The following is a 15,866-nucleotide window of genomic DNA, read 5'->3' on the forward strand; positions in this document are numbered from 1 at the left end:
CATGGCTGAAGCATTGCGTGTTGGAATTGCCGGTCTCGGCACCGTCGGCGCTTCGGTGGCGCGCGTGCTGCGCGACAAGGCTGCCGAGCTCACCCGCCAGTGCGGCCGCGAGATCGTCGTCACCGCCGTTTCGGCCCGCGACCGTTCGCGCGACCGCGGCATCGACCTGGGTGGCGCGCAGTGGTTCGACGATCCGATCGAGCTGGCCCAGAAGGCCGACATCGATGTCTTCGTCGAGCTGATCGGTGGCGACGAGGGCGCGGCGCGTTCCTGCGTGCGCGCGGCACTCGATGCCGGCCGTCATGTCGTCACCGCCAACAAGGCGCTGCTTGCCAAGCATGGTGTGGCACTGGCCGAGGTCGCCGAGAAGAAGGGCGTGCTGCTCAACTACGAGGCGGCGGTCGCCGGCGGCATTCCGGTCATCAAGACCATGCGTGAAGCCATGGCCGGCAACACCGTGTCGCGTGTCTTCGGCATCCTCAACGGCACCTGCAACTACATCCTGACGCGTATGGAAGCCGAAGGCCTGACCTTTGAGGCCTGCCTCAAGGACGCACAGCGCCTTGGTTATGCCGAGGCCGATCCGACTTTCGACATCGAAGGCAACGACACTGCCCACAAGCTGGCGATTCTGACCAGCCTTGCCTTCGGCACCAAGATCGCGGCCGACGACATCTATCTCGAGGGCATTTCCAACATCACCCAGGCCGACATCCGCGCGGCAGGCGAGCTCGGCTATCGCATCAAGCTGCTGGGTGTCGCCCAGCGCACCGAGACCGGCATCGAGCAGCGCGTGCATCCCACGATGGTGCCGACGGCCTCCGTCATCGCCCAGGTGCATGGCGTGACCAACGCGGTTGCGATCGAGACCGACATCCTCGGCGAACTGCTGCTTTCCGGCCCCGGCGCCGGCGGCAATGCCACCGCATCGGCCGTCGTCGGCGACATCGCCGACATCGCCAAGAGCCGCCCCGGCTTCCAGCACGGTCCGGTCTTCGGCCGTCCGGCTAAGGAACTGCGCCCTTACAAGAAAGCGCAGATGCGCAGCCACGCCGGCGGCTACTTCATCCGCCTGACGGTGCATGATCGCACGGGCGTCTTTGCGGCGATCGCCAAGCGCATGGCCGACAACGACATTTCGCTGGAATCGATCGTCCAGCACGCCAACGGCGCCAATGGCTCGACGCAGAAGACGGTGATCCTGGTCACCCACGAGACCACGGAAGCTGCCGTGCGCAAGGCGGTCGACGGTGTCACCAAGGACGGCCACCTGACCGACAAGCCGCAGGTCATCCGCATCGAACGCGCCGGCTGATCGCTGGCCGGGGAGAGGGGGCGGATTGCCCCTTCCGCGCCCCGCCAAAGCGGCTACTCCTATTTAATCGATTGATATTGTTTCGCTTTCGATTATGCGGACAACAGGTCTTGCCGATGTCATAACTGTTTGACAATAAGGGCCAGCCCGCCCTGGGCGCCCCAAATTCTCGACAGCAGGACCCTGATATGGCGAAAAGCGTTGTTGCCGGCCTCGACCGGATTCTCACCATGGAACTGGTGCGCGTGACCGAGCGTGCGGCAGTGGCGGCAGCGCGGCTGCGCGGGCGCGGCGACGAAAAGGCCGCCGACCAGGTGGCGGTCGACGCCATGCGCCAGGAACTGAACCGGCTCGCCATCAACGGCACCGTGGTGATCGGCGAGGGCGAGCGCGACGAAGCACCGATGCTCTATATCGGCGAGGAAGTCGGCGCCGGCGGCCCCGAAGTCGACATCGCGCTCGACCCGCTCGAAGGCACCACCATATGCGCCAAAAACCTGCCCAACGCGCTGGCCGTCATCGCCATCGCCGAAAAGGGCAGCCTGCTGTTCGCCCCCGACGTCTATATGGACAAGATCGCGGTCGGCCCGGGCTACCCCGAGGGCGTCATCGACCTCGATGCCTCGCCGGCTGAAAACATCGCCAGCGTTGCCAAGGCCAAGGGTGTCCCGGTCCAAGAAGTCACGGCCTGCATCCTCGACCGCCCGCGTCATGCCAAGCTGATCGAGGCGGTCCGTGCGACCGGTGCCGCTATCCGCCTGATCGGCGACGGCGACGTGGCCGGTGTCATTCACACCACCGATCCCGATGAAACCGGCATCGACATCTATCTCGGCACCGGCGGTGCGCCCGAGGGCGTGCTGGCTGCGGCAGCACTTCGCTGCACCGGCGGCCAGATGCTGGGCCGCCTGCTGCTCGACAGCGCCGACAAGGTCGCCCGTGCGGCAACCATGGGCATCACCGACCCCAACAAGGTCTATCGCATCGAGGAAATGGCGCGCGGCGACGTACTGTTTGCGGCAACCGGCGTCACCGACGGCAACATGCTGGCCGGCGTCAAGTTCGGCCGCGATGCCATCACCACGCACACCATTGTACTGCGCTCGTCGTCCAAGACGGTGCGCGAGATCAAGGCACGTCACCAGGATATCGAAAAATTCTGATTACGCGCCCGCTGCGGTCGCCTATGGTCGGCCCGAACCGGGCGGACTGGGATTGAATGGCGACTGAAAAGCGGAATTTTCTCGGTGTTAGGCGTTCGGCCACCGGTGTCTCCTGGGAGCACCGGCTGACCGAACGCCAGGACATGCTGGCCCTGGCGATCGCGCAAGGGCACGGCGTGCCCGACATCGTGGCGCGCGTGCTGGCGGGCCGTGGCGTGCTGCCCGAGGATGCCGAACGGTTCCTCGACCCGACGATCCGTGACCTGTTGCCCGATCCTGCATCGCTCACCGACATGGGCAAGGCGGCCGAACGCATCGCCGACGCCGTCATCCGTGGCGAAAAGGTCGCCATCTTCGGCGACTACGACGTCGATGGCGCCTGCTCGTCGGCGCTGATGAAGCGCTTCCTGTCTCATTACGACGTGCAGTCGGAGATCTACATTCCCGACCGAATCTTCGAGGGGTATGGCCCCAATCCCGACGCGATGCGCGAGCTTATCGGTCGCGGCGCCAGCCTCATCATCACCGTCGACTGTGGCACCAACAGCGCCGCCTCTATCGACGCCGCCAACGAAGCCGGTGCGGATGTGGTCGTGCTCGACCACCATCAGGTCGGCGGGCCGCTGCCCAATGCCGTTGCCGTGGTCAATCCCAACCGCGACGACGATCTTTCGGGGCAGGGCCATCTGTGTGCTGCGGGTGTCACCTTTCTGACACTGGTTCAAACCGCCAAGGTGCTGCGCGAACGTCTGCCGGATGCGCCACGGCCGGATCTGCTCAAGCTTCTCGATCTGACCGCACTTGCTACCGTTGCCGACGTCGTGCCGCTGACTGGCGTCAACAGAGCCTTTGTCGTCAAGGGCTTGCAGGCAATGCGTCAGCAGAACAATCCGGGGCTGACCGCGCTTGCCCGGGTCGCCCGGATCGGAGAGCCGCTCAATACCTTCCACCTGTCGTTCCTGTTGGGCCCGCGCATCAATGCCGGCGGGCGCATCGGCGATGCGGCACTCGGTAGCAAGCTGCTTGCCACCGACGATCCGGTCGAGGCCGGTACAATCGCCGAGACGCTCGACCGCCTGAACCAGGAACGGCAGGCGATGGAAACCGAAATGCTGGCCGAGGCGCGCGCCGAGGCCGATGCCGAGATCGGCGCCGGACCTGGACCGGCAGTGCTGGTGACCGCCAGCCCCACTTGGCACCCCGGTATCGTTGGCTTGCTTGCCTCGCGGCTCAAGGATCATGCCCGCCGCCCCGCTTTCGCCATCGCCTTCAACGGCAACGGCGTTGGAACCGGCTCGGGTCGTTCCGTCTCCGGCTTCGACCTTGGGCGTATGGTGCGCGAGGCAGTCGATGCCGGGTTGCTGGTGAAAGGTGGCGGCCACGCCATGGCCGCTGGCATCACCGTGCAGAAGGAAAAGCTTGGCGAGCTACGCGCCTTCTTCGAGACGCGTGCTGCTGCCGATGTGTTCCGCCTGCAGGAAGAGGAGAGCCTCCTGATCGACGGCGCGCTTGCCGCCGAAGGTGCAACGCTGGCGCTTGTCGAGGCTTTGGAAAAGGCCGGGCCATACGGGCAGGGGCACATCGCCCCAACCTTTGTCTTGCCGCGCCACAAGCTTGCCGATGTCCGCGTGATTGGAACGGGCCATGTCCGCGTCGACCTGCGTTCGGAAAGCGGCGGCCGTATCCAAGGCATCGCCTTCCGCACGGCCGAGGCGCCGCTCGGCGAATTCCTGCTGAGGAACAGTGGCCGCACCGTCCATGTGGCGGGCTCGCTGTCGGTCAATCACTGGAACGGCAATCGCACCGTGCAACTGCGCGTCATCGATGCGTCGCTGGCCGGACCGTGATCGCAGGCAAATCCATTTTCTTGGTTCTGATTTTTCCCTTGATCCTCTAGTGACTAGAGGAATTACGGTCGCTGCGATCGAGAGAGGGGAGAGTCGGATGACTGCGGCAAGCATGGAGCGATATTTTGGGCAGACACCGCTGCTCGACTTCGATGCACGTTCGATCCAGTTGCTGATCGCAAGGCGCGGCTGGAATGAATTGCAGCCCTTCGACAGGATCGGCGCGGCCTACGCTTTCGTCCGCGATGAGATCGCCTTCGGCTACAATCGCGCCGACGACATCGCTGCATCGGAGGTGCTCAGCGACGGTTACGGCCAGTGCAACACCAAGGGAACATTGCTGATGGCGCTGTTGCGCGGCCTGGGCATTCCCTGCCGCCTGCACGGTTTTACTATCCACAAGGCCTTGCAGCGCGGCGTCGTGCCCGAGCTTGTCTATGGCCTGGCGCCTGAGAGCATCCTGCACAGCTGGGTGGAGGTCCTGTACGAGGGGCGCTGGATCAATCTCGAAGGCTTTATCCTCGACGCGCCGTTCCTCAAGGCCTTGCAGGAGAGGTTCGCGGGCAGCGGCGACAGGCTTTGCGGCTATGGCGCCGGCACGGACTGCCTGTCTGCGCCTCCGGTCGATTGGGCCGGCGAAAGCACCTACATCCAGAAGACGGGAATCAATGCCGATCTTGGCCTGTTCAACAGCCCAGACGAGTTCTATCGCCGGCATCGCCAGGAATTCGGCTGGCTGCGCGGGCTGCTCTATCGCCATTGTATCCGACACTGGATGAACGCCCGGGTGAGACGGGTGCGCGCAGGAATGGTCCCGAAAATACCCGCCAATGTGCAGCATGCCCACGGCAAACCGCTGGCGATCAGGACCTAGTCCAGACTTTTCGAATTAGCCGAGCACTGCCTGCAGCCTGACGATCTCTTCCATCTGCGCCTTGGTGGCTTCGTAGCCGAGGCGGATCGCCTCGTCTGCCCGATGGAAATCCGACAGGCCGATATGGCCGAGCTTTGGCTGCAGTGACAGATCGGGCGGATCGCCGGCAAGCCGGGCCCTGGAAATCCGATCCTGGATGATATTGAAGGCTTCGACCATGACGCCCGTGATGCCAAGGCGCGTCTCGCGCTCGCTGCGGTCTAAGTCCTTGCCGTTGACTTTGGCCGGGTGCTCGACGACCAGTTCGCCGGCGCTGTGCTTGATGACGGCGGCACGCCCGAAGAGGTCGTAATGCAGGTTGACGGCGACGACGAGCGGCTGCTCGTTGGCGCGGCAGACCGAAACCGGGACCGGGTTGACCAGCGCTCCGTCGACCAGCACGCGACCGTTGCAGGTGACCGGCTCGAAGACGCCGGGCAGGGCATAGGAGGCGCGCATAGCCTTGATCAGCGAGCCGCTCGACAGCCAGATCTCGTGGCCGGTACGGATTTCGGCAGCAACGCAGACGAAGGGTTTGGGCAGGTCCTCGAAGGTGAGGCCGGCCATATGCTGCTGCATGCGCGCGTCCAGCTTCATGCCGCCAAACAGGCCGTTGCCACCCAGCTGCAGGTCGAACAGGCCGAAGATGCGGCGCTTGGTCAGGCTGCGGGCGAATTCCTCGAGCTGGTCGAGCTTGCCGGCGAGATAACAGCCGCCGACCAGCGCGCCGATCGAAGTGCCGGCGATCATGTTGATGCGGATGCCAGCTTCATCGAGCGCACGCAGAACGCCAATATGGGCCCAGCCGCGTGCGGCGCCACCGCCGAGCGCCAGCGAAATGCCGGTTGGTTTGGATTTTTCAGGTTCGTTGACGCTCGTCCCGGAAGAGAAACCGTTGGCTTCCCGGAGGTTTTGACGCGCGTGAAATGACGCCCACTCGAGCATCACAATCTCCCCGCAGCGCTCCACGTCCCGGAGGGAGCGAAACGCGCTGCAACACCTTGTCCCGAACCCAGACTACATCCAGGCCGTATCGAAATCGTGAATCTTAGTGTCGCAGGGCGTCAGGCAGGTTCACTATTCTTTGCGGTAGACTGCGTCTGTATCGAACAGCGGTTCACTGCCGTCTGTGCTGAGGGTCGCAATGCCGTCCTTGAGCCCCACCGTCCGATAAAAGCATGAACGTCTGCCAGTGTGACAGGTTGCATCGTGGCCGGTAACATTTACGCGCAACCACACCGCGTCCTGGTCGCAGTCGGTGCGCAACTCGATAACCTGCTGGAAATTTCCCGAGGTTTCGCCCTTTTTCCAAAGCGAATTGCGCGAGCGCGACCAGTAGTGGGCGATGCCCGTCTCGATTGTCAGCGCCAGTGCCTCGGCGTTCATGTGGGCGACCATCAACAGCACGCCGTCGGCCGCATCGGTGACGACGGCGGTGACGAAGCCATTGGCGTCGAATCGGGGGGTGAAGGCCTCACCCTCCTCAAGAGCGCGCTTGTCGTCGGAAGCCTGGGGAAAAGTCAAAGCGGCCATCGCCGGATCCTGAAAGTTCGGGAACCGGCGAACGGATCAGATTCCGTTGCCGCCGGCTCGCACCATGGTCACGAACCGGACCTGTTCTTCGGGGCTGTCCCGGAAAACGCCGGTGAAGGTGGAGGTCAGGGTCGTCGAACCCTGCTTGCGGATGCCGCGCATCGCCATGCACATATGCTCGGCCTCGATCATGATGGCGACTCCGCGCGGATTTAGCACGTCCTGGATGACACCGGCAATCTGCGCCGTCATCGCTTCCTGGGTCTGCAGGCGATGGGCGAAGATGTCGACGACACGGGCGATCTTGGACAGCCCGACGACCTTGCCATCGGGCAGGTAGCCGACATGCGCCTTGCCGATGATGGGCACCATGTGGTGCTCGCAATGCGAATGGAATTTTATGTCGCGGACGATGACCAGGTCGTCATAGCCGGCTACTTCCTCGAAGGTGCGGCCGAGCTCTTCCGCCGGGCACATGTCGTAGCCGTTGAACATCTCACGGAATGCCTTGGTGACGCGCTTGGGTGTGTCGATCAGGCCTTCGCGTTCCGGATTATCCCCGGTCCAGCGCAGCAATGTGCGCACTGCCGCCTCGACCTCGGCCTCGCTCGGCCGGTCGGTGGCAGGCTTCTCCATATAGGCTGACTGTGGCATCAGCTTCTTGATCACGGCATCCATCTCAGGCGTCTCCAGTAGTCCCTGTCGATGCAGGGACGAGTTGAACGGACACAGCCACTTCAGGGACCACCGTAATAGTGCCGTACCCAAAGCTGCGTATTCTGTCCGATCCCGATGCTTCCTCTGTGCCTTGTCGGGACGCGAACCTCACCATTATATATGGGTGAAGACGACGATTGAAAGATGTGACAGCGACATGAGATGGTCGCAACATGCACTCAGAGTGAAAAAAGTTGATCGACGACATCTATAACTCGAAAATCCTTGCCTTTGCCGGGAATATCGGGCGGCTCGGCCGGCTCGAAAATCCCGATGCATCGGCGACGGCTCATTCCAAGCTGTGCGGATCGACCGTCACCATCGATCTCCAGATGAAGGACGGTGTCGTCACCGACTTCGCCCATGTCGTGAAGGCATGCGCGCTCGGTCAGGCATCGTCGTCGATCATGGCCCAGCACGTGGTGGGCTCGACTGCCGAGGAATTGCGCGCCGTGCGCGAGACCATGCTGCGCATGCTCAAGGAGAACGGCGCGCCGCCTGAGGGCCGTTTCGAAGACCTGAAATATCTCGAGCCGGTGCGCGACTACAAGGCGCGCCACACCTCGACCATGCTGACCTTCGACGCGGTGGTCGACGCCATCGGCCAGATCGAGCGCAAGAAGGCAGAGGCTGCCGCCTAGCGCTAGAACGTCAGCAGGTAGCGTCGGCTTTCGACGAATTCGGTCCTGATCCAGTCGGCAAAAGCTTCTGCCGGCTCCGAAAGCTTGCGCAAGTTCTTCGCCACCAGCCAGTAGGCGCCGCACACGACATTGGTCTCGAACGGCTTGATCAGCGCCCCCGAGGCCAGTTCGTCACGCACCAGCAAAAGGTCGCCAAGTGCCACGCCGTGGCCGAGCAGCGCCGCCTGCTTGGACAGCGACGCGTCCGCGAGCAGCGGGCCACGATCAGGTGCCAGCTCCTCGGCCACACCAGCGGCTTCGAACCATCGCGCCCATCCGCTGCGGTTTTCTTCGTGCAGCAGCGTGTAGCGTGCGAGTTGCGCCGGATGGTCGAGCACCGGGCCTGATGCAAGCAGCGCGGGCGACAACATCGGTGAGTCGATGACTGGGGCCAGCTTTTCGGCCTCGCTGCGCGGCCAGGAGGTCGCTTGCGCGCCGAAGCGCAGCGCAAGTTCCGCTTGCCCGCTGCGGAAGTCGATCAGGCGCGGATCGACGTCGAGCGAGACATCGATGTCCGGCCGCAATTCACGAAAGCGGTTCAGCCTCGGCACCAGCCAGCTTGCCGCGAGAGAAGGTTCGGCGCTGACTGTGACGACCGACTGCGCCGGCCGCGCCACGAGTTCGTCCAGGCGCTGGTCGATGTCGTCGAAACTCTTCACCAACTGCCGCAACAGTTTCTGGCCAGCGTCCGTCAGTTCCACGCGCCGATGGTGGCGCACGAACAGCGGTTGCCGGAGAAAGCTCTCAAGCTCGCGGATCTGCCGGCTCACGGCAGCTTGGGTAACGAACAGCTCTTCCGCCGCGCGGCTGAAGCTCAGGTGCCGTCCGGCAGCCTCGAAGCTCCGCAGGGCGGTCAACGGCAGGCGACCGCGTTTCATACGCATAACCTCAGGTTATCCAAATAGGACGTTATACTCGTTTGAAGCGACCGGCTAGGGGAGGTCTAATCTTGCCAGAAAAGGAGGCAAGACCATGCCGACGCTCATTACCGCCTATGCGGATGTGTTCCGCATCGCCACGTTCCAGGCTGGCCATTCCGTTCGTTCGGCAGGGCGCTGCAGCGCCGATCGGCGACAAGTAGAGATCCCGCAGCGTCGATGCCCCCACCGACCGGCGAAATTTAGCTGGCTTGCGTGACACGGCGCCGCAGCCGCGCGGTACTATGCGCTGAACATTGCGTCTGCATGTCGAAATTGACATCTATTGCCGATGAACACTCAGAGGCGCCCAGGGCGATGAGCCACGGCCATGACCATAGTCACGGCAAACCGGTCGGGCGCGGCCGCAACTGGTCCGGGCCCTGGCGCAAGACGCCCGGCCGTGTGCTCGGCACGTCGCTGGTCCGTTTCTATCAGCTGACCTTGTCCGGCTTTGTCGGCAATGCCTGCCGGCACATGCCGACCTGTTCGGAGTACGCCCATGAGGCGATCGCACGGCATGGCCTGTGGGCCGGCGGCTGGATGGGGCTGTTTCGTGTTTTGCGCTGCGGTCCCTGGGGGACACACGGCATCGACCGCGTGCCCGAGCAGCTTGCCGGCCGCTATCGCTGGTTCACGCCGTGGCGCTACTGGCGGATCGGGCACAATCCGCCGCAGACCTGAAGCCGCCTCGTTAACGGGAATTGCACGCGGTTTACGATTTGCTCAGGGTAAACAGGTCCTGTCCAAATCTGGTCATATTCGAGACAACTGGCTCTCATAGGCCTTGTCGGCCAACCGATAGAGGATGCCACGCCAGTGCCCGGCCAAAAAAGTCTCTTTTCGATCCTTGCAATTGCCATGCTTGCCACTGGGACCTTGGCGGCACCGCAGGCCCATGCGGCAGATGCCGCCCTGAAGTCGGTGCTGGAGTGCACCCTGATCGTCGACGCCGGTAGTGGCGCCACGTTTCGCCGTGACGGCAACTGCGACCAGCAGGTCAGCCCAGCCTCGACCTTCAAGATCCCGCTGGCGCTGATGGGTTACGACTCCGGAATTCTCAAGGACGAAAAAACGCCGCTTTGGGACTACAAGCCGGAATTCAATGCCGTACAGCGCGACCGCCACGCCGTTGACCCAACTGCCTGGGAGAAGGATTCGGTCGTGTGGTTCTCGCAAGAGATTACCCGCAAGCTCGGCAATGAGCGCTTTGCCGCCTATATCGGCCGCTTTGGCTATGGCAACGGCGACATTGCTGGCAATCCGGGCAAGCGCGATGGGCTTACCCATTCCTGGCTGAGCTCGTCGCTGCAGATCTCGCCCAAGGAACAGGTCTATTTCGTCCGCCGCATCCTCGACCACAGCCTGCCCGTATCCGCCAAGGCTTTCGAGATGACCGACGCCGTCATTCCGGCGTTTGATGCCGGCGACTGGAAGGTCAAGGGCAAGACCGGCACCGGCTGGATGACCGGCAAGTCGGGCAAGGTCGACCGCAACAGGCCCTTTGGCTGGTTCGTTGGCTGGGCCGAGAAAGGCGACCAGCGCATCGTCTTTGCCAGGCTCTTCGTCAACGACGGCAAGAGCCCGGTGCTCCTCGGACCAAAGGTGCGCGCCGACTTCCTTGCCGACCTGCCCAGGCTGATGAAGCCGGCCAACTAGGCTCTGAACGTCTCACAATCGACGACAGCGGCGCGTCAAGCGCCGCTGTCTGGCTTTACGAGCCCGAAAACTCCCCCTAAAAGACCGCTCGTGCCGGACGCATCCGGTGATTAACCACCCGCGTTCGTTTGCGGGACTGGATAGGAGAAGAACCTTGCTGAATTCCGTTTCCCTGACATTTCCCGATGGTTCCGTCCGCGAGTACGACGCGGCGATGACCGGTGCTGGCCTGGCTGAGTCGATCTCGAAGTCGCTGGCCAAGAAGGCCGTGGCCTACGCGATCGACGGCACGCTGCGCGATCTCTCCGACCCGCTCGGCAAGTCCGGTAAGGTCGAGATTGTCACCCGCGACGACCCGCGCGCGCTCGAGCTCATCCGCCACGACACCGCCCACGTACTGGCGGAAGCCGTGCAGGAGCTTTGGCCGGGAACCCAGGTCACCATCGGCCCCGTCATCGACAACGGCTTCTATTACGACTTTGCCCGTAACGAGCCCTTCACGCCGGAGGATTTTCCCGTCATCGAAAAGAAGATGCGGGAGATCATCGCGCGCAACAGGCCCTTCACCAAGGAGGTCTGGTCGCGCGACAAGGCCAAGCAGGTGTTCCGCGACAAGGGCGAGGCCTACAAGCTCGAACTGATCGACGCGATCCCCGAGGATCAGAACCTCAACATCTACGCCCAGGGCGAGTGGTTCGACCTTTGTCGTGGTCCGCACATGGCCTCGACTGGCCAGATCGGCAATGCCTTCAAGCTGATGAAGGTTGCCGGCGCCTACTGGCGCGGCGATGCCAACAATCCGATGCTGACGCGCATCTACGGTACGGCCTGGGTCGACCAGGCCCAGCTCGACCAGTATCTGCATATGCTGGAAGAGGCAGAGAAGCGCGACCATCGTAAGCTCGGCCGCGAGATGGACCTGTTCCACTTCCAGGAAGAGGGCCCCGGTGTCGTCTTCTGGCACGCCAAGGGCTGGAAGATGTTCCAGAACCTCGTCAGCTACATGCGCCGGCGGCTCGATACGCAAGGCTACCAGGAGGTCAACGCCCCACAGGTGCTCGACAAGAGCCTGTGGGAGACGTCCGGCCACTGGGGTTGGTATCGCGATGCGATGTTCAAGGTCACGGTTGCCGGCGACGACACCGACGACGACCGCGTCTTTGCGCTCAAGCCGATGAACTGCCCCGGCCACGTGCAGATCTTCAAGCATGGCTTGAAGTCGTACCGCGACCTTCCGGTGAAGCTTGCCGAATTCGGTAACGTCCACCGTTACGAGCCGTCGGGCGCGTTGCACGGATTGATGCGCGTGCGTGGCTTCACGCAGGACGATGCGCATATCTTCTGCACTGAGGAGCAGCTCGCTGCCGAGTGCCTGCGCATCAATGACCTGATCCTGACCACCTATGCCGATTTCGGCTTCGACGAGATCTCGGTGAAGCTGTCGACAAGGCCAGACAAGCGCGTCGGCTCCGACGAGGCTTGGGACCACGCCGAAGAGATCATGGGCAATGTGCTCAAGACCATCGAGGCGCAGTCCGGCGGCAAGATCAAGACTTCTATCAATCCGGGCGAGGGCGCCTTCTACGGTCCCAAGTTCGAATATGTGCTGAAGGACGCCATCGGCCGCGAATGGCAGTGCGGCACGACCCAGGTCGACTTCAACCTGCCGGAGCGGTTTGGCGCCTTCTATATCGGTTCGGATTCGGAGAAGAAGCAGCCGGTCATGATCCATCGCGCCATCTGCGGCTCGATGGAGCGCTTCCTTGGAATCCTGATCGAGAACTATTCGGGCCATTTCCCGCTGTGGTTCGCACCGCAGCAGGTGGTGGTGGCAACCATCACCTCTGATGCCGACGACTACGCCCGCGAGGTCGTGGCGAAGCTGAAGGCCGCCGGGCTTTCGGCCGAGGCCGACCTGCGCAACGAGAAGATCAACTACAAGGTCCGCGAGCATTCGCTGGCCAAGGTTCCGGTCATTCTCGTCTGCGGCAAGCGCGAGGCGGAGGAGGCGACCGTCAACGTCCGCCGTCTCGGTTCGCGCGATCAGCATTCGATGGGCCTCGACGAGGCTATCGCCTCGCTGCGCGAGGAGGCGAGGACGCCGGATCGCCGCCGCACGGAGGCGGCCTGACATTAAGATATGCCGGTGGGGATAAACCTGCCGGCGGATCAAGCTTTCATACGCCTGTCACACAGCTGAGCGATCAGCAGGTGTGACAGGCGTTCTTGATTCAAGGCCATGCTGTTTCCAGAGCTTTCCTACGCCAATCCCTCGCAGCCGCGCGTCAAGCGCTGGTTCATCCGCTCGGTTGAAGGCCTGTCGGGCCGCGACCGCTATGCCAGGCTTTACGGAATCTGGCGCGACAGCATCGTGCCGACGCGCGACCGCATCTTCGGGCGGATGCTGGAATTGATCGACGTTCGCGTCGAGCGCGACGGCGTCTGGCCACCCGCCAATCTCCCCGATGGCCCGCTGGTCATCGTCGCCAATCACCCATTTGGCATCGCCGACGGTGTGGCCGTGCTTTCGCTCGCCGAACAGCTCGACCGTCCGTTCAAGGTGCTGATCAATGCCGAATTGCTGAAGATTCCCGAGATGGCGCCGTACTCGCTGCCGGTCGACTTCAACGAAACCAAGGATGCGCTGAAGAACAACCTCGCCGTGCGCCACGAAGCGCTGCGGCTGCTGCGCGAAGGCACGACCATCGTCGTCTTTCCTGGCGGCGGCGTGGCGACAGCGCCAAAGGGGTTCGGTCGTGCCGTTGACCTGCCATGGAAGATATTTCCGGCGCGGCTGGTTCAGGAAGCGCAGGCATCGGTGGTGCCGATGCATTTCTCCGGCCAGAATGGCAGGCTTTTCCACATCGTCAGCAGCCCGATGGGGCTGCTGGAAAGCGAAAGGCGCGTGGTGCGTTTCGTCGGCGGTGTGTCGTTGGCCTTGCGGACGTCGCTGCTGATCCGTGAGTTCGCCCGCATGTCCGGCCGTTCCATCAGCGTCCGCATTGGCGACGTCATCCCCTGGCAGGACATGCACGACATTGGCGATCGCAAGGCGCTGTTGGCTTTTCTTCATGGCAAGGTGTTTGGCCTGGCGAAGCCGACCGTGCGTCGCCGGCTTGCTGCCTGAGGGCCTTCGCCTGTTGTCACGAGAGCTTTCGGGAAACCTCACGATCCAGACGGAGCTCCGACTTGGGTGCGTTCCGCTTCAAGCGGGGCGAGGTTGCGCCTCGCAGCTAATGAACTGCCTGTTCGGGACGCCTAGCTGAGCCGTAGTCGCCCGCCCCGAGCCTCGACGTTTCGCTATCGCCAAGGGGGAGATGCGGGTCGACGAGGTACCCGATTCCGGCGATGGAAGCGCCACTGCCGCAGGTTGCGCCATACTTGTGCTTGATCCGTTGGAATGCCGCGTGAAGCGCACCACAGGCTGAGGTCAGTCGGCGCCTTCGGTCGGGTCTATGGCGGCATCTTCAGAAGCCACCACTTCGACATCCTGGCCGCGGCCGGCAACGACCGTGAAGTCGCGCTGGTAGATGCGGTCGCGGTTCTTGGCGATGATGGTGTATTCGCCTTCCGACAGCACCATGGAGGCGAAGGCGCCCACGGCTTCGCGCAGCGGGTCGCCGGATTCTGTCAGCACCGACCACGAGGTGTCGGCGATCGCCTCGCCTCCGGCCTCGCGCACCAGCTTGAAGGTGACGTCTGCGGCACGGTGCTCGACGGTTGCCTCGGTCAGCTTGCCGGCCTCGACGCGGATGTCGGAGCGGATGACGGCGTTGACGCTGCCATAGGTCGAGACGACGTGATAGGTGCCGGAATTCAGCCGCACCACCGTGTTGGGCGCGACATTGGGGATGATGAGCGCGCGTTCTCCGTCGCTGCCGGGCTCGGCCTCATAGATGGAAAACTTGAGCTTGCCCGAGGGGATGCGCACACCGCCCGAAAGCACGGCGTCGAGCTTGAGTCCGCCGGCGTCGAGCACGAGGTTCTCGCGTTTGCCTTCCTTGCCGACGGTGATGCGCTTGGTGGCGCCGGCGCGGCCATAGGAGGCATGAACCAGATAGCTGCCGGGCGGCAGCTGGAACATGCTGGTGCCGCCCTGGGCGGAAGCCACCAGCGGCAGCTTGCCGTCAGGCCCGGCCTCGGGACGGAAGACGCGCCAGACCAGCCCGCGCGCGATGTCCTTGCTCTTATCGGTAAGCTGCGCCGTCAGTGTGATCTCGCCGAGCCCGCTTGTTGCCAGCGGCTCGTCGCTGCGCGGTGGGGCAAATCCCGAGATGCCGGGCAGGCTGAGCCCGTTGATGGCAGAGGCACCATCCTGCGCGTGGCCGGCCAGAGGCTGCACCGTAAACAGTGCGGCACCCAGAATCGGCGCGAAAAATCGGAAGCGTCCCCTGAACATGCCTTGTTTGAAGCCCAAGGCGGTGGCAATTTCAAGGCTATTCCGGCGCGATGGAATCTCCCGAGACGCGCCGCTGCCAGAGCAGCCGCCATTCCGGTTGGCGCTTCAGCCCGAAAACCAGGAGTGCCCGCGCTGTGACATCGCCGATCATCGACTTTTTGCTGACCCGAAATTCCGCTCCCATTCCGGAGTTGCGTGAGCCAGCGCCCTCGGATGCCGACATCGAAACGATGCTGCGCGCCGCCGCCCGCGTGCCCGACCATGGCCGACTGGAGCCCTGGCGCTTCATCCTCTATCGCGGCGACGTTCGCGTCGAGATCGGCAAGCAACTGGCCGAACTCGCCGAACGCCGCGAAGGGCCGCTGCCGGAGGGCCGCCGCAACCAGGAGCTTGCCCGCTTCTCGCGCGCGCCGCTGGTCATCGGCGTCGTCTCCAGCCCCAAGGAAAACCCGAAGATCCCGCAGTGGGAGATGTTCCTGTCCGGCGGCATGGCTGCGATGAACCTGATCACCGCGGCGAACGCGCTGGGCTACGGCACCAACCTGATCACCAACTGGTATTCGGATTCCGAGGAAGGAAGGACCTTGCTTGGCCTTGCGCCGCATGAGCGCGTCGTGGGCTTCGTCCACATTGGCTCCTACGAGGGCGCAGGGCAGGAGCGTCCGCGCCCCGATGTGAGCAAGCTCTACGCCGATTATTCCGGTCCCTGGGAAGGCTGAGCAG

General features: G+C 63.5%; 15 protein-coding genes. 10 read left to right on the forward strand and 5 right to left on the reverse strand.

Features of this window, described 5'->3' with window-relative positions; all coding sequences use genetic code 11:
• Window position 1: 1 nt before the first annotated feature.
• The 4 genes from B015_RS0110935 (at window position 2) to B015_RS0110950 (ending at window position 5,199) form a co-directional block, all read left to right on the forward strand.
• A complete protein-coding gene (locus B015_RS0110935) occupies window positions 2–1,315 on the forward strand; it encodes a homoserine dehydrogenase (RefSeq protein WP_018427733.1) in 1,314 nt (437 codons plus the stop codon).
• A gap of 188 nt (window positions 1,316–1,503) precedes the next feature.
• Complete coding sequence (gene glpX, locus B015_RS0110940) at window positions 1,504–2,478, forward strand: class II fructose-bisphosphatase (protein ID WP_018427734.1); 975 nt, start codon at window positions 1,504–1,506, stop codon at window positions 2,476–2,478.
• 56 nt (window positions 2,479–2,534) lie between these two features.
• Window positions 2,535–4,325: a single-stranded-DNA-specific exonuclease RecJ gene (recJ, locus tag B015_RS0110945; RefSeq protein WP_018427735.1), complete on the forward strand. Its 1,791-nt coding sequence runs from the start codon at window positions 2,535–2,537 to the stop codon at window positions 4,323–4,325.
• Between the two features lie 97 nt (window positions 4,326–4,422).
• Entirely contained in the window at window positions 4,423–5,199 is a 777-nt protein-coding gene (locus B015_RS0110950) for a transglutaminase family protein (RefSeq protein WP_018427736.1), read from the forward strand.
• Window positions 5,200–5,214: 15 nt separating this feature from the next.
• Here the strand turns inward: B015_RS0110950 and B015_RS0110955 are convergent, their stop codons facing one another.
• The 3 genes from B015_RS0110955 to folE form a co-directional block, all read right to left on the reverse strand.
• The gene (locus tag B015_RS0110955) at window positions 5,215–6,183 is read right to left on the reverse strand and encodes a patatin family protein (RefSeq protein ID WP_018427737.1); all 969 of its coding nucleotides are present in this window, start codon (window positions 6,181–6,183) and stop codon (window positions 5,215–5,217) included.
• 132 nt (window positions 6,184–6,315) lie between these two features.
• Entirely contained in the window at window positions 6,316–6,771 is a 456-nt protein-coding gene (hisI, locus tag B015_RS0110960) for a phosphoribosyl-AMP cyclohydrolase (RefSeq protein ID WP_018427738.1), read from the reverse strand.
• A gap of 36 nt (window positions 6,772–6,807) precedes the next feature.
• Complete coding sequence (folE, locus tag B015_RS0110965; RefSeq protein ID WP_018427739.1) at window positions 6,808–7,449, reverse strand: GTP cyclohydrolase I FolE; 642 nt, start codon at window positions 7,447–7,449, stop codon at window positions 6,808–6,810.
• A 233-nt stretch (window positions 7,450–7,682) separates the two neighbouring features.
• Between folE and B015_RS0110970 the strand changes: the two genes are divergently transcribed.
• Window positions 7,683–8,129 (forward strand): iron-sulfur cluster assembly scaffold protein, encoded by a 447-nt coding sequence (locus B015_RS0110970; RefSeq protein WP_018427740.1) that lies wholly within the window; start codon window positions 7,683–7,685, stop codon window positions 8,127–8,129.
• Window positions 8,130–8,131: 2 nt separating this feature from the next.
• On the opposite strand, the gene B015_RS0110975 is transcribed toward B015_RS0110970, so the two are convergent.
• Window positions 8,132–9,046, reverse strand: coding sequence for a LysR substrate-binding domain-containing protein (locus B015_RS0110975; protein WP_018427741.1), 915 nt, complete (start codon window positions 9,044–9,046; stop codon window positions 8,132–8,134).
• A gap of 357 nt (window positions 9,047–9,403) precedes the next feature.
• Here B015_RS0110975 and yidD point away from each other — a divergent pair, with 357 nt between their 5' ends.
• From yidD to B015_RS0110995, 4 genes are all read left to right on the forward strand, one after another.
• Window positions 9,404–9,769, forward strand: coding sequence for a membrane protein insertion efficiency factor YidD (yidD, locus tag B015_RS0110980; RefSeq protein ID WP_018427742.1), 366 nt, complete (start codon window positions 9,404–9,406; stop codon window positions 9,767–9,769).
• Window positions 9,770–9,946: 177 nt separating this feature from the next.
• A complete protein-coding gene (gene blaOXA, locus B015_RS0110985) occupies window positions 9,947–10,744 on the forward strand; it encodes a class D beta-lactamase (RefSeq protein WP_018427743.1) in 798 nt (265 codons plus the stop codon).
• A 154-nt stretch (window positions 10,745–10,898) separates the two neighbouring features.
• A complete protein-coding gene (gene thrS, locus B015_RS0110990) occupies window positions 10,899–12,875 on the forward strand; it encodes a threonine--tRNA ligase (protein WP_026227147.1) in 1,977 nt (658 codons plus the stop codon).
• A 108-nt stretch (window positions 12,876–12,983) separates the two neighbouring features.
• Complete coding sequence (locus B015_RS0110995) at window positions 12,984–13,871, forward strand: lysophospholipid acyltransferase family protein (RefSeq protein ID WP_018427745.1); 888 nt, start codon at window positions 12,984–12,986, stop codon at window positions 13,869–13,871.
• Window positions 13,872–14,174: 303 nt separating this feature from the next.
• On the opposite strand, the gene B015_RS0111000 is transcribed toward B015_RS0110995, so the two are convergent.
• On the reverse strand, window positions 14,175–15,143 hold the full coding sequence (locus B015_RS0111000) for a hypothetical protein (protein ID WP_018427746.1): 969 nt from the start codon (window positions 15,141–15,143) through the stop codon (window positions 14,175–14,177).
• 134 nt (window positions 15,144–15,277) lie between these two features.
• On the opposite strand from B015_RS0111000, the gene B015_RS0111005 reads away from it, so the two are divergent.
• Window positions 15,278–15,862 (forward strand): nitroreductase, encoded by a 585-nt coding sequence (locus B015_RS0111005; RefSeq protein ID WP_026227148.1) that lies wholly within the window; start codon window positions 15,278–15,280, stop codon window positions 15,860–15,862.
• The last annotated feature ends 4 nt before the right edge of the window (window positions 15,863–15,866 follow it).

It is taken from the genome of Hoeflea sp. 108, assembly GCF_000372965.1.
Taxonomy (GTDB): Bacteria; Pseudomonadota; Alphaproteobacteria; order Rhizobiales; family Rhizobiaceae; genus Aminobacter.

What these genes read in the sequence shown, in the direction of transcription:
- blaOXA (WP_018427743.1), top strand. Translation starts at nt 9,947, where the DNA reads ATGCTTGCCACTGGGACCTTGGCGGCACCGCAGGCCCATGCGGCAGAT.
- B015_RS0110995 (WP_018427745.1), top strand. Translation starts at nt 12,984, where the DNA reads ATGCTGTTTCCAGAGCTTTCCTACGCCAATCCCTCGCAGCCGCGCGTC.
- B015_RS0110955 (WP_018427737.1), bottom strand. Translation starts at nt 6,183, where the DNA reads ATGCTCGAGTGGGCGTCATTTCACGCGCGTCAAAACCTCCGGGAAGCC.
- yidD (WP_018427742.1), top strand. Translation starts at nt 9,404, where the DNA reads ATGAGCCACGGCCATGACCATAGTCACGGCAAACCGGTCGGGCGCGGC.
- folE (WP_018427739.1), bottom strand. Translation starts at nt 7,449, where the DNA reads ATGGATGCCGTGATCAAGAAGCTGATGCCACAGTCAGCCTATATGGAG.
- B015_RS0110975 (WP_018427741.1), bottom strand. Translation starts at nt 9,046, where the DNA reads ATGAAACGCGGTCGCCTGCCGTTGACCGCCCTGCGGAGCTTCGAGGCT.
- recJ (WP_018427735.1), top strand. Translation starts at nt 2,535, where the DNA reads ATGGCGACTGAAAAGCGGAATTTTCTCGGTGTTAGGCGTTCGGCCACC.
- B015_RS0110950 (WP_018427736.1), top strand. Translation starts at nt 4,423, where the DNA reads ATGACTGCGGCAAGCATGGAGCGATATTTTGGGCAGACACCGCTGCTC.
- hisI (WP_018427738.1), bottom strand. Translation starts at nt 6,771, where the DNA reads ATGGCCGCTTTGACTTTTCCCCAGGCTTCCGACGACAAGCGCGCTCTT.
- B015_RS0111000 (WP_018427746.1), bottom strand. Translation starts at nt 15,143, where the DNA reads ATGTTCAGGGGACGCTTCCGATTTTTCGCGCCGATTCTGGGTGCCGCA.
- B015_RS0110935 (WP_018427733.1), top strand. Translation starts at nt 2, where the DNA reads ATGGCTGAAGCATTGCGTGTTGGAATTGCCGGTCTCGGCACCGTCGGC.
- glpX (WP_018427734.1), top strand. Translation starts at nt 1,504, where the DNA reads ATGGCGAAAAGCGTTGTTGCCGGCCTCGACCGGATTCTCACCATGGAA.